Origin of the sequence: Adhaeribacter soli, from assembly GCF_008727925.1 — a bacterium.
GTDB classification, from domain to species: domain Bacteria; phylum Bacteroidota; class Bacteroidia; order Cytophagales; family Hymenobacteraceae; genus Adhaeribacter_A; species Adhaeribacter_A soli.
Genome location: NZ_VTWT01000002.1, coordinates 333,879 through 347,764, shown reverse-complemented (window position 1 = coordinate 347,764; position 13,886 = coordinate 333,879). Strand labels below are relative to the sequence as shown.

The window sequence follows — 13,886 nt, the reverse complement described above, 5'->3', positions numbered from 1 at the left end:
TAGACAATGGTTAACAACCTTTCCTTCATACTTCTGAGTTTTCAGGTATTAACGTATACGGTTTTGCCTGAAAAGGTGCTTTGGCGGTAGTTAAAAGGTAGGGTGAAAAGCAGGTAATACCCGATAATTTCTTGGGCATAAACGCCAAAGCTGTCAGGCTAATTGCCGGAGCAACCTGTAGAGACGTAATATATTACGTCTTTTACAGCATTGCGACAAACAGGCAACCTCTGGTACTCGCCTGTTAGCCGGCTCTGGCGTTAACCACCAGCGTTTGTGCCCCGAATGGAGACGTAATATATTACGTCTCTACAGGTAAAAATCACAATAAATCAGCTTAGCCTGACGACTATGACATAAACGCCCAAGAGCAATTTTAAGAGCTTTCGAACTTTAAGAGTCCTGAGTCCGGAGTGTTACCTTAAACCCGTATCGTTTACCACAAAAAAGCAGGGGAAAGCCAGGTAGCTTTTCCCGGTTTTAACTTAAAAGTTAGTTTCTTCCGAAATGGGTTGTTTGCTTACCTGCAGGCCGAAAAGCATGATCAGGCCGGTAAGAATGATCACAAAAAAGAGCACACCTTCCGAAAAATTAGGGATCAGGAATTTAGCCGGGATGCTATAGTAAAGCAGAATGGTTATCAGGCCTTTGGGGGCAATGAAAAGCTCCGGGAAAAGGCTGGTACGGGAAATAAAACGAAGGTAAAAAAGGCGGATCAGCGTAAGCGTGGTAACAATAAGGCTGCCGATAAAAAGCAACTGGGTATCCAGGAGCTTATGCAATTCAAAAGAAAAGCCGAAGATCAAAAAGAAAAACGTCCGGATAAGGAATGCCGATTCGGCCGTAATGATCTTAAGCTGGTTTACTTCTTCTTTTAACTTTTCGGTCCGGATAAAGCCTTTCAGGCGGCGCTTTACGATCAGATCAGTATTATTTAAAATTATGCCGAAAGCCATTACGAGTAAAAGCGGGCTGAGGTGGAAGATCTTCGAAGTAGAATAGATCAGGATCAGCACGGCCAGGATGAGGAAAAACTTGGTGTGGTGGGTGATCTGGTTTATGAAGAAAATGAGTACCGTACAGCTTACAATCGATACCACCACGATCAGGATCAGGTCCCATAAAAAAGTCACGATCGAAATGGACTGGGCGAAATTATCCTGAATGGCAAAATTGAAAAGCATAATGCCCAGGATATCCGAGAAAGTAGATTCATAAACAATGAACTCTTTCTTTTCCTTCGATAAGTTCGTTACGCTGGGTATGGCAATGGCACTGCTGATTACGGCCAGGGGCGTAGCATTTATCAGGCATTGCTGAAACGGCACATTGTGAGTGAACTGAATGATAAAAGCAATAGAAACTGCTGAAAGCACCAGGATCAGCAATCCCGCCAGAAAGGATTTCCGGATAATGGGAATCTTTTCGCGGCTGAGTTCCAGGTCTAAAGAACCTTCCAGTACAATCAGAATTAATCCGATTATTCCGAACAGCTCCAGAACCACCCGGGGCAGTACAAAACTGAAACCAAAATGAGCCGCCACATATTGCAGGCCAATGCCACAGGCCAGTAACATGAGCACCGAAGGGATCTTGGTTTTTTTTGAGAGCAGATCGAACCCATACGATATTATTACCAGAACGCTCAGGAAAATAAGTATGGAATACGGATTCATGCAAGGGTTTTACGTGGAACACAGAAATGAAGGCGGTCAGCATTGCAGCGCAATCCGGACCAGTTGCGAAGAGGGCAGGGGATAAAAAAATCCGGGCAGCAACCTGCCCGGATACCGCTAATAGCTTATTATTTGATCTTCAGCAGATCCAGCATCAGGTTGAAGCTGTCGAGCGTAGAGTCGGTGCCGCCGAATTTGTCGAAAGAAAGCGGTTTTACGATGTAGCCGGTTGCCCGGAGGTTTTGCGCGGCCAGGCGGTCGGTTTCTTCGTTGGAAGTGGTCATGATGAAAACGTTCAGGTGCATCAGCTCCGGGTCTTTCCGAACCGAATCCAGAAACTCGATCCCGTTCATTTTGGGCATGTTTATGTCGAGCAGCACCACGCTTGGCAGCGGTGTGATCTTAGGGGTGCCCGCTTCGCCACGCAACATATTTAAAGCCTCCCGGCCGTTACGGGCCACGTGGAGGGGTAAATTCACGTTAAGTTTTTTCAACTCGCGTTCCACGTTCATGATGTCTAAGTAGTCATCCTCCACGAGCAAAATATTAACTTGGTTGTTCGTCATATCGTTAAAAAACGGTTAATTTGAATTAATTACTCCCAATAAAAGAATTTGTTTCCTGAAGCGGAATTTTTGGCCAGTTAAAAGTAAACGTAGCGCCTTTTCCCGGTTCCGATTGTACGTTTATCGTGCCGCCCTGCCGCTCCAGAATTTTTTTCACAATGGCAAGCCCTACGCCGGTACTTTCCATGGCATCGCGTTCCTGTAAGGTCTGGAAAATCACGAAGATCCGGTCGTGGTACTCAGGGTCGATGCCCGGTCCGTTATCGCTGATGGAAAAGGTATAGTATTGCGTAGATTCAATGTAGCTGACCTTTATTAAGCCTTCCGGCTTGTCGTTGTATTTAATAGCATTGCTCAGCAGGTTCGAGAAAACCTGTTCCAGGTAAATGCGCACGGTGTAAATATGCGGCATTTCGGTTGGTATTTCGATCCGGAAATTAGAGGGAACGCTCAGCATATCAATGATTTCAACTACCAGTTGCCGTACGTCCACCAGCTCTTCCATTTTCTTTGTCCGGCCAATGCGCGCCAGATCCAGAATGCCGTTGATCAGGTTTTCCATCCGGTGTACGCGCACGCGCATCATCATCAGGTATTCCTGGATTCCGTGCGGCAGGTCGCGGCCCATGTCTTCCTCGATCCAGCGCGAAGCATTTTCGATGCCGCGGAGCGGGGCTTTTAAGTCGTGCGAAATAACGTAGGCATATTGGTCGAGCTCTTTGTTTTTACGTTCCAGTTCGGTAATGTTCCGGTCAATAGTGGAAGCCATTACGTTCAGGCTGGCCGAAAGCTTGCTGAGCTCATCGTGTTCGGGATCGGCGATCTGGGTTTTGTAATCGCCTTTGGAAATCTTATCGGCCAGTTTCACCATGGTGCTGATACGGCCGGAAATAAGCCGGGTAATGTACCACGCCCAGGCAAAGCCCAGCAGTACCGAAAAGATGGTTAAAGCCGTGGAAACGTTGCGGGTATAATTAATGGCCTGGTTCAGGCGTTCGGTGCGGGCATCCCGTACCCGGTATTCGTAATAATTGAATTCCTTGAACAGCACCCGTACCGAATCGGTAAGTTGCTTGCCAAATTTAGCCCGTAGTTTCCCGGCCGTTTTCAGGCCCGATAAGCCCGAATTCGGGTTTAGAGCCATGTCATTTCTTTTTTCCGCGATCAGCTGTTCGGCAAATTCATTCAGCCAGCGGTTATGCAACAGGTTTATTTTCTGAAGATAATCTACCTGCTCGGGAGAATTGGCCACCATTTTTTCCATAGACCGCATTAAAGGCGGAATCTGGTCTTTGGAGGCCGTGTAGGGCTCCAGAAATTCTTCCTGGCCGGTAAGCAGGTAGCCGCGCAAGCCATTCTCCATATCGGTAATGTTGCGTTGCAGGCTGCTGGAATTCCGCGTAATGATCTGGGACTGACCCACCCACGCGCTGCTTTCAAGTACATCCTGGGAGAGGTTGTAGTTGATAAAAGTTACCGCCATAAAGATAAAAGAGACGATGGTAAACCCGGCAAACAGCTTGGTTGATAACTTCATGGGGGTAAAACTAATCGAAACCGGTATACTTTACAAGCTAAAAACCGGTATCCGGTCCGGGCGTAAAATGTTTCCGGAAATAATACAGCAATAATTGAATTTTGAGTGGACTTAGACAAATTTTAAGGCAACATTCTCAGTGGTAGTTAATTCCTGAAGCAATTGCAGCCCTTTAGGGGTAAGCAGGCCGCTCAGGTAGAGTTCAAAAGCCATTTTAAAAACAGCATCGAAATTCTCATCAGGGTTTTGCAGCAAACCCGCTTCCACTACCGAATTGGTTTGGATCAGAAAGAGCTGGCTCAGCATTTTACCGTCGATGTCGGCTTTAAATAATTCCTGCTCTTTGCCCAGGTTAAAAAGTTCGGTTAAATAAGCCAGCATGTATTTGTCGGAGAACAGCTGCACTTTTGCCCAACTGGGTTGGTATTCGTTTTTCAGGTCGGGGAAAAAATCAGGATGATGGCCGGCCAGCGATTTTAAGTGTACTTTGGTTAATTCCATTACGGCTTCTACGGCATTGTCGGCTTCTTCTATAATGGCGGCAAGTTCTTCTTTGCGCCTTTCCAGCGTTTCTTCTATGCACAGGTCCAGTAATTCGGCTTTGGTGCGGGCAATTCCGGCCAGGGTTCCCTTCGAGATATCCAGGTGCGTCAGTATGGCTTCCATGCTCAGGTTACGGATGCCGTACTGCTGGAAAATATTCATGCCCTCCTGTAAAACTGTTTGCCTGAAGTTCATACGCAACCTGCCTTTTAAGCTTTCCTGTTACCCTGCCTGGCTGGTTTAGAGCCTGCCTGGTTAATTTTTGTTTGCCGGAAAAAGTATCTCCATTTAAAAATATATTTCGAATTATATATAACTAAAGTAATATTCGAAAGCGTTTTCTACGGGTGGTTTTACGGTATAATTTGCACCGGGGTTTAAAAGTTTCAGGAAATAAATTGTACTGTAAAAGGAAAGTTTAAAGTAAAAAGTTGTTTTTGGTTTTTGTTAGGCTGGTTTTTGAAAAATAAAAGTAGCACTTGTTTGGTCCGGCCGCGCTGCCGGTAATCACCCTGAATATACTTTTAAATTTGCAGGATAATTAGATAAAATACAGAATTCTGATTTCCTGTGAATTCGGGCGGAAGGAGGGTAGAAAACCAACGGAAAATCTGTAATTTTGCGGCACGAAAAAACGCTTAAATCCCTTACTATGGAATTAAAGAAAATTGCCCTGAACGATGTACACGAAGCCTTAGGCGCTAAAATGGTACCGTTTGCCGGTTACAACATGCCGGTACGCTACAGCTCCGACCTGGAAGAGCACCGCACGGTGCGCGAAGCGGTTGGTATTTTCGACGTATCGCACATGGGCGAATTCCTGGTGAAAGGGCCGGAAGCGCTTGACCTGATCCAGCGGGTTACTTCCAACGACGCCAGCAAACTGGTGCCGGGCAAAATTCAGTACTCCTGCCTGCCGAACGAAGAAGGCGGCATTGTAGACGACCTGCTGGTTTACTGCATGGCCGAAAACAAATACATGCTGGTAGTAAACGCTTCGAACATCGAAAAGGACTGGAACTGGATCTCTAAATTCAATACCAAAGGCGCTACCCTGGAAAATATCTCGGATGAGCTTTCTTTGTTTGCGGTTCAGGGCCCGAAAACGGCCGATGCGCTGCAAAGCCTGACCAGCCTCGACCTGCACAACATGACTTATTATACGTTTGATAAAGGCGAATTTGCCGGCGTGCCGGACGTAATTGTTTCCGCTACGGGCTATACCGGCGCCGGCGGTTTCGAAATTTATGTGCCTAATAAGAATGCCCGCGAAGTATGGGATAAAATAATGGAGGCAGGTAAACCGTTTGGTATTAAACCGATCGGTCTGGGCGCCCGCGATACGCTGCGTCTGGAAATGGGCTTCTGCTTATACGGCAACGATATTACCGATACTACTTCGCCGCTGGAAGCCGGTTTGGGCTGGGTAACCAAGTTTACCAAAGACTTTACGAATGCTGCCGGCCTGAAAGCTCAGAAAGAGCAGGGCGTGAGCCGCAAACTTATTGGTTTCGAAATGGCGGAGCAGGGCATTCCGCGCGCGCATTACGAAATTGCCAATGCCGAAGGCGAGACCATTGGCGAAGTTACTTCCGGAACGCAATCTCCAATGCTGGGCAAAGGTATTGGTCTGGGTTACGTGAAAACCGAATATGCTGCTCCGGGTTCTGAGATCTACATCAAGATCCGCAACAAAGCCGTGAAAGCCAGCGTGGTTAAACCGCCGTTTTACAAAGCAAACTAGTTTTTAGGGCCTTGCTTTGCGAGGCCTTTTTTTTAATAATTTTTTCAATTTTTTAAGCGTGATATTATGTTGACGGTTGATGTTTGTTACAGCCCCGAGTTGTTGCATTTATATAACCTGCAGGGTCGGGTAGTTGTAGTGGTAGATATACTGCGGGCAACTTCTTCCATGGTTACAGCCTTTGCCCACGGGGTAGAGAAAATGGTGCCGGTAAGCAAATTGCAGGAATGCATGGCCTACCGGAAAAAAGGATTTTTAACGGCCGCCGAACGCGACGGCCAGAAAGCAGAAGGTTTCGATCTGGGCAATTCTCCGTTCAGTTATATGGACGAAAGCATTCAGGGCAAAGCCATTGCTATTACTACTACCAACGGTACTCAGGCCATTCGCCTTTCCATTTCCGCCGATACGGTGGTGATCGGTTCTTTCCTGAATATTTCGGCGGTAGCGCGTTTTGTGCAGATGCAGCAGAAAAGCGTGATTATTGTGTGTGCGGCCTGGAAAGGAAAATTCAACCTGGAAGATACCTTGTTTGCCGGCGCCTTAATTGAAAAGCTGGGCAGCGAATATGAACCGGAAAACGATGCTACTTTAGGTGCAAATGTGATCTGGGAAGCCGCCAAAGCCGACCGCCGTGCCTTCCTTGAAAACTCTTCCCACGTGAAACGTTTGGCTCGCCTCGACATTGTGAAAGACGTGGATTTCTGCCTGCAGGATGATGTGTACGATGTAGTGCCGGTTTGGCAGGGCGCTTACCTGACCAAGGCCATGCCGGTGCTGGTAGATTAAGTTGAGTTTTTTATGCTGAATTGATACTGTTTTTTGTCAAAAGAAAAGCGCGGTTTGCTGATGGCAGGCCGCGTTTTTTTGTTTTGGAGTTTTTGTGATGAAAGAATAGCGTTTTATGGAAGGTGCCTTTATAAATTACGGAGTTTACGCAAGTGAGGAAGGAGTTCTTTCGTGCGGGCTGATTCTTTCTTCTGATCAAGAATTCATTGCCGTCTACTTTAGCTGACGGATTTCAGCAAAACAAACCTAGGGCTTTAGCCTACTTTCAGTACGTGAATCATTTGGTTAAACCCTTATTTGCTGTCCTTTTTAACCCTTAGCTAAGGCAAAAGGCAAGGAATTAAAGCAAATCGATCCTGCAGGGCTTTCTTAAAAATAGCTATTGAGGAATAGAAATGGTCTAAAAAGAAGAAAAAAGCATCTTGCGTAACCTCAGTAAATAATTAATGTAGATAGTTGAATTTGCCTTGTTATTTACTGCCGGTTATTTCTTATTTTTAACAAGTATTAAAATAAACTGCATGCGGGCAATCTATACCTTCTTTTTCTGCTTGCTTTCTATTGTAGCTGTTGCCCAGCAGAAACAGGGCGCAAACTGGTTTTTTGGTGTTGGCAATGTTTTAAATTTTGCTGGCCAGCAACCAAAACTGGACCAGTCCTTTAACAACTCGATATATGGCGCTTCCACGATTAGCGACGACAAAGGTGATTTGCTTTTTTTTACGCAGGAGCGTATTCCCTATACCCGGAGCTACGCTATGTACGGTACGCCACCGGTAAAAAGATATCACCATATGCCCTGCTATCAGAACAATACTTTTCCGGGAGTAATGATATATATGTATATGCTGGATATGATCGTGCAGAGCCCGGCAGATCCGCACATTTATTATGTTTTTTTTCTGGATGGTCATTGGAATACAGACTCGGCAAACTTTTACCAGGCGCAAATAGACATGCGCCGCAACAATGGCTTCGGGGATGCGGTGCCTAATTCGGTAAAATTAGTCAGGAGAAGCGTAGCCGTTAAAATGGCCGCGCTGCTGCACAGCAACAATCGAGACACCTGGATACTGACACAAGACAAAGCCGGAACCAATTTCTATGCTTATTTGCTTACTCCCTCCGGCCTGTCGGCCCCGGTAATTACCCCAACCGGGCGGCCACTCAGGGGGAAGGGGCGGCTGAAAAGCGCGCCGAACAGCGAAATGTTTGCCACCAACGGCGCTGCCGGCATGGATGTATTCGATTTCAATCGCTCTACGGGCGTGCCTTCGTTCCGGCAAACCCTCACTATTCCTGCCCTGAGGCCGGCTGATTATGCTTATTCTACTGCCTTTTCGCCTGACTGTAGCAAACTGTATGTTGGCACCGGAATAGATTCCTTCGTTCTGTACTCCAATCTAAACCGCTATAAAGGGTATCTTTACCAATTCAACCTGGCTGCCGGCAATGCCGCTGCCGTACAAAATTCCCGCACTCACATTGCTACTTTTGATACCACCAGCTATGTAAGCGATATACAGCTGGCTATAGATGGGAAGTTATACATTATAAATGGGTTATATACTGGCGGCGTTGGAGGAAGTAAATATTTAAGCCGGATCAACTGCCCGGACCAGCCCGGCACAGCCTGCCGCTTCCGTCATAATGAAGTAGACCTTCAGGGCAGGTACAGCGGCGCTAACCTTCCCTCCTTAAACCAGACTATTTTCCGGAATGCGGGCATCCTGCAGGCGCAGGCAGTCACGGATACCATCTGCCTGGGAGATTCAGTACAGCTTTCGGCCTACGGAGCAGGAGCCGAACGCTTCCGCTGGCAGGCTGCCAATGGCCTGGCTTCCCCTTCCGATACCTTGTCCAATCCTTTTGTCAAACCCACAGCCACTACTACCTACCTGGTTGTTGGTTCAAGCGTCTGCCGCCGGGATACTGCTTACGTCAGGGTAGTGGTTTTGCCTAAGCCCCCGGCAGTTTCGGTTAACGGCCCGGCCTCGGTTTGCCCGCAGGTGCAGGGCGTGTGGTACCGGGCAGCCAATGCGCAGCGGCAGCGGCTGGCCTGGGGCGTAAAAGGCGGCACGATCCTAACCAATGCAGGAGATAGTATTTCCGTGAACTGGGGCAATGCCAATGCTGCTGCCGGGGTATGGGTAGTACCTAAAAACTACCTGGGCTGCCACGGCGATACGGTTTACTTGCCCGTGCGGGTGAATGTGGTGCTGGCCACGCAAACGCCCGTTGGGCCGGATACCTTGTGCCAGGCCTCTGCTTCGGGCATCCGCTACGCTATAGCTCCTGCCACCGGTTCGTTTTATACCTGGGGCATACAGGGCGGAGTAATTACAGCCGGTCAGGGCACGGCAGCGGTAAGGGTGAACTGGACCCAAATGGGAAGCGGTAAGCTGTGGGTGCAGGAAGAAAGCCGGACCAGCACTTCGCATTGCTTCGGCGTTTCGGATACGCTGCAGGTGAAGGTACTGCTTTCGCCGGGCATGCTTTCCATTAGCGGCCCGCAGCAGGTATGCGCTTTCTCATCCGGGCATACTTATTCATTAACCGGTACGCAGGCCGGCTCGTCGGTGAACTGGAGCGTAACGGGCGGGCAGGTCAGCAGCGGGCAGGGTACTAGTACCATTACCGTAAACTGGCAGGCAGGCGGCAGCGGCCGGGTAGAAGCCCGGGAAGTAACCCCGCAGGGCTGCTCCGGTCCGGTAGCCGCGTATGCCGTTCAGGTAGAAGCCCTGCCGGTGCCGGCGGTCACGGCTGCTACCGACCTGGCGATCTGCCCTTCGGGGCTGGCACGGCCGCACGCGTACGCAGTGCAGGCAGTAGGGGGAGCGGCTTATAAGTGGCTTGTAAAAGGCGGCAGCATCCTGAGCGGGCAGCACAGCAATGCCGTGCAGGTGCAATGGCAGGCTGTTGGCCCGGAAACTAAAATAGGCATTGTCCAGACCTCGGCATTAGGCTGCGCATCCGATACCCTGTGGCTGCCTTTGCGGCAGGATGTTACCTTCCCCGAGCTTAAAGCCGTAAGCGTAGCAGAAGAAAACGAAAGCAGGCTCCGCCTATCCTACAGCGCAGGAAGTTCCGCTAATTACCCGCAGGCATCGTTTCAGGTGCAGCAGCAGGTTCGGGGCGGCTTTAAAGCTTCCGGCAGCGTTGCAGTAAATGCCGCAACGGGCACTGTGCCCGGCCTTGGGCAGGAAGGTGGCGCGCTGGTTCGCCTGGCAGGAGAGAACCTTTGCGGGGACAGCCTCTTTTCGCTGCCGCACCGGAGCCTGTTCCTGCGGGGCGAAAAATCCGGGGAGCATGTAAGCCTTCGCTGGAATGGCTACGAAGGCTGGGGTGAAGGGGTGAAGGGCTATGAGGCATGGCGGCAGGCCGACGGCAAAGCCAACGAGCTGGTTAGGATGCTTGGGCCGCAGCAGCGGAGCTTTGAAGGGCTGGTGGCTGCAGCCGGTTTCCGGCAATGCTTTAAGGTCCGGGCGGTTGCCGCAGATGGCCGGGAGAGCTGGTCGAACAGCGTTTGCGTGTCGTTTGAGAACCTGCCGGAATTCTGCAACATCATTACCCCGAATGGCGACGGGCGCAACGATGCCTTTGTGATCGGGAAGCTGAACCTGTACCCCGAACACGAGCTGGCGATATTCAACCGCTGGGGCAAACAGGTGTATGCCAGCCGGAGCTACCAGAACAACTGGAAGGCAGAAGGGCAGACAAGTGGCATCTATTACTATTACTTCAAAGCTGGCGGCAGGTCTTGGAAGGGGTGGGTGGAAGTGGTCAGGTAGGCCCTGAAGCAAATGGGATCTTCTGAAACAAATGGCTTATAGAATCAGGAAGCGCAGTTTGCTGATGGCAGGCCACGCTTTTTTGTTTTTTTGTTTTTTGTGGTGAAAGAATAGCGTTTGAGGAGGTAAAAAATACTTTTAGAAAAGTGAATAACAAAGCCGTACTTGTTTCGTAATTTGGCTGTTGGTTCTTGTTGTGGATTGTTCCTGTAATTTAAAGATAACAACTTCGTTGTATGACCATCCGCTACTTCATTTTAGTAAGTTTCCTGTTTCTTTTTCAGAATGCTTCCGGGCAGCAAAAAGAGGGGGCAAACTGGCTTTTCGGAGGTGTTGGACCAAGCTCACCTTCTGTTCCGGGGTGCTTTTTGAATTTTAATGGTTCGGTTCCTGTAGCAGCGCCCTTTGATTTTATTGGCAACAGAGGCCTCGGCGCTGCAACGGTAAGTGACAAGAACGGACAATTGCTATTTTTTAGTAGTTCAGGGCATGTGGCTACCCGAAACGTGGTTAATGGTAAATATCAGGAAATGCCTAATGGTAAGTTGTTCGGCCTCCCCAGTACGCCGACTTTTTCAGAGTTGACTGTGCAAAATCCGGGAAATTTGGATCAATATTATATTTTTATAATTACGAACGCCTTATTTTCAAGGAAACACGACTTATACAGGGCTCTGGTTGATATGCGGTTAAATAATGGATTTGGAGATGTTATTAATAATTCTGTTCAATTAATAAAGAAGAATGTAGCCCCCGGGATGGCAGCTATGTTGCACATAAATAATCAGGATACCTGGGTCCTTTCCCTAAATGCTGCGGGAGATAGTCTTAGCTCTTATCAAATTACTTCGAATGGTGTTGCTGCTCCGGTGTATTCTGTCATAAATGGACCATTATTAAGTGATGGGAGAATCAAAAGCTCTCCGAATAGTGAAATGCTTGTTTTCCCAAGCGTTTCGGGTTCAGAAGTTTATCAATTTAACCGAACTTCAGGAAGCATCTCATTTCGTTATTCCCTAACAATTCCGGATTCAACTCAAAGGTCATTTTCTTATGCTTTTTCGTCAGATAATTCCAAACTTTACGTAGGCACTTGGAACAAACCAAGGTTTCCAGCTGGTATTTATCAATATGATCTGGCATCCGGCAATTCCCAGCAAATACAACAATCTGTTAATTCAATTCACAGTTTTGGGCTTGCTTCGCAAGTTTATGATTTGCAATTAGCTATTAATGGTAAAATTTATTTTTTAAGTAATGATTCAAGCAAATATTTAGGTTTAGTGAATTACCCAAATCAATATGGAGCTAGTTGCGGATTTAATCTAAAGGCAATAAATTATTTATCGAAGGAATTTATTGTAACCCTTCCAGCCCTAAACCAAACTCTTTTCCGGAATGCGGCCATTTTGCAGGCGCAAGCTTTTAAGGATACGATCTGCCTGGGAGATTCGGTGCAGTTATCGGCTTATGGTGCGGGGGCAGAACGCTTCAGGTGGCAGATCGCCAATGGCTTGTCCGCGCCTTCCGATACTATGGCTAATCCATTTGTTAAACCTACGGTCACCATCACTTACATGGTTATTGGTTCCAGTGTCTTTGATCAGGACACAGCTTTTGTAAAAGTTACGGTGCTGCCCAAACCGGGAGGGGTGACTTTAAGCGGCCCGGCTTCTGTTTGCCCGAACGTGCAGGGCGTGTGGTACAGGGCAGCCAATGCGCAGCGGCAGAGGCTGGTCTGGGGCTTAAATGGCGGCACAATCTTAACCAATGCCGGGGACAGCATTTCCGTGAACTGGGGCAATGCCAATGCTGCTGCGGGGGTATGGGTGGTGCCTGAAAACTACCTGGGCTGCCCCGGCGATACAGTTTTCTTTCCCGTGCGAGTGAATGTGGTACTGGCCACGCAAACACCTTTAGGCCCGGATACTTTGTGCCAGGCCTCTGCTTCGGGCATTCGCTACAGCGTTGCGCCTGCCACTGGTTCGGTCTATACCTGGGGAATACAGGGCGGAAGCATTACAGCCGGACAGGGTACGGCAGCTGCTAGGGTAAACTGGACTAAATTGGGTACCGGCAAGTTGTGGGTACAGGAAGAAAGCCGGACCAGTACCTCCCATTGTTTTGGAGTTTCCGATACGTTGTTAGTACGTACCAATCCTTCTCCGGCGGGAACGGCAAGTATTTATGGGCCAAAACAGGTTTTTACTTTTGCCGAAGATCAGGTTTATCGGGTCTTGAATCCGGAACCAGGCTCGGTCTTTGATTGGCAGGTAACCGGCGGTCAGATCGTTGCCGGACATGGTACGGGAAGTATCGCTGTAAACTGGGATGCTGCCGGGGAAGGAATTATACTCCTGACGGAAACCAACCAACAGGGATGTTCCGGAAATCAGGCCAGGTTATCCGTGGAAATTTCCGGGGCGCCGGAACCGGTCTTTTACAACATTTTCACCCCTAATAACGACAACCAAAACGATGCTTTTGTAGTCAGGAACCTGAAATGGTACGCCGAAAATGAACTGATCATTTACAACCGCTGGGGTACGGAGGTTTTCCGGAAGCGAAACTACCGGAACGATTGGAAAGCAACAGAATTGAGTAGCGGCATCTACTACTATTACTTCAAAGCCGGCGGTAAGTCCTGGAAAGGATGGGTGGAAGTGCTGAAGTAAATGTAGTTAATCTGCTGCAATTGCTTTGGGCGCTCCTGCTTTATAGACAGGCTTTATTTTAGCAGGTTGAGCATTTCTTTTCTCTATGAGGTCAGAGTAAGCTTAATATTCGACTGGTACTTTTCCGGCTGAAATCCTATCGTTTTCTAGTGCAGCTTCTCGTTGTTCTTATGCCTGTCCTGGTCGCGGGTGGTTTTCTTCTGAAGGTTTTTCTCCAGCGCTTCGGTCAAATTTACCCCAGTCTGGTTTGCCAGGCAAATTACTACAAAAAGCACATCAGCCAGTTCATCTGCCAGGTTTTTATCTTTATCTGAAGGCTTAAACGATTGTTCCCCGTACTGCCGGGCAATGATGCGGGCCACTTCGCCTACTTCTTCCGTGAGCATGGCCAGGTTGGTGAGCTCGTTGAAATACCGGACACCCGTAGTCTTGATCCAGTTATCTACCGTTTGCTGCGCTTCTTCTATCGTCATTTTAAATTGTTGATTGCTGATTGTTAATTGTTGATTGATGATTGATATAAAAGGGTAGCTTTCAAGTGCTAAAAAGTCGTTGCTGTTTGTGC

The 13,886-nt window shown here is 48.3% G+C and carries 9 protein-coding genes; 4 read left to right on the top strand and 5 right to left on the bottom strand.

All coding sequences use genetic code 11. From position 1 onward, the window contains the following. Positions 1-485: 485 nt before the first annotated feature. The 4 genes from F0P94_RS04910 to F0P94_RS04895 all read right to left on the bottom strand — a co-directional run bounded on the left by F0P94_RS04910 (position 486) and on the right by F0P94_RS04895 (position 4,484). On the bottom strand, positions 486-1,676 hold the full coding sequence (locus tag F0P94_RS04910) for a cation:proton antiporter (RefSeq protein WP_150902698.1): 1,191 nt from the start codon (positions 1,674-1,676) through the stop codon (positions 486-488). A 128-nt stretch (positions 1,677-1,804) separates the two neighbouring features. After that, positions 1,805-2,242: a response regulator gene (locus tag F0P94_RS04905; protein WP_150902697.1), complete on the bottom strand. Its 438-nt coding sequence runs from the start codon at positions 2,240-2,242 to the stop codon at positions 1,805-1,807. Positions 2,243-2,267: 25 nt separating this feature from the next. Then, positions 2,268-3,779, bottom strand: a complete 1,512-nt coding sequence (locus tag F0P94_RS04900) for a sensor histidine kinase (protein WP_150902696.1) — start codon at positions 3,777-3,779, stop codon at positions 2,268-2,270. 111 nt (positions 3,780-3,890) lie between these two features. Next, entirely contained in the window at positions 3,891-4,484 is a 594-nt protein-coding gene (locus tag F0P94_RS04895; protein WP_191906921.1) for a TetR/AcrR family transcriptional regulator, read from the bottom strand. Positions 4,485-4,974: 490 nt separating this feature from the next. Here F0P94_RS04895 and gcvT point away from each other — a divergent pair, with 490 nt between their 5' ends. From gcvT to F0P94_RS19590, 4 genes are all read left to right on the top strand, one after another. After that, a complete protein-coding gene (gene gcvT, locus F0P94_RS04890) occupies positions 4,975-6,066 on the top strand; it encodes a glycine cleavage system aminomethyltransferase GcvT (protein WP_150902694.1) in 1,092 nt (363 codons plus the stop codon). Between the two features lie 66 nt (positions 6,067-6,132). Beyond that, positions 6,133-6,855 carry a 2-phosphosulfolactate phosphatase gene (locus F0P94_RS04885; RefSeq protein ID WP_150902693.1) on the top strand — a complete coding sequence of 241 codons (723 nt, stop codon included), beginning with the start codon at positions 6,133-6,135 and terminating at the stop codon, positions 6,853-6,855. A 521-nt stretch (positions 6,856-7,376) separates the two neighbouring features. Then, positions 7,377-10,646 carry a T9SS type B sorting domain-containing protein gene (locus tag F0P94_RS04880; RefSeq protein ID WP_150902692.1) on the top strand — a complete coding sequence of 1,090 codons (3,270 nt, stop codon included), beginning with the start codon at positions 7,377-7,379 and terminating at the stop codon, positions 10,644-10,646. Positions 10,647-11,929: 1,283 nt separating this feature from the next. Continuing rightward, the gene (locus F0P94_RS19590; RefSeq protein WP_191906920.1) at positions 11,930-13,321 is read left to right on the top strand and encodes a T9SS type B sorting domain-containing protein; all 1,392 of its coding nucleotides are present in this window, start codon (positions 11,930-11,932) and stop codon (positions 13,319-13,321) included. 146 nt (positions 13,322-13,467) lie between these two features. On the opposite strand, the gene F0P94_RS04870 is transcribed toward F0P94_RS19590, so the two are convergent. Then, a complete protein-coding gene (locus tag F0P94_RS04870; RefSeq protein ID WP_150902690.1) occupies positions 13,468-13,794 on the bottom strand; it encodes a nucleotide pyrophosphohydrolase in 327 nt (108 codons plus the stop codon). Between the last annotated feature and the right edge of the window lie 92 nt (positions 13,795-13,886).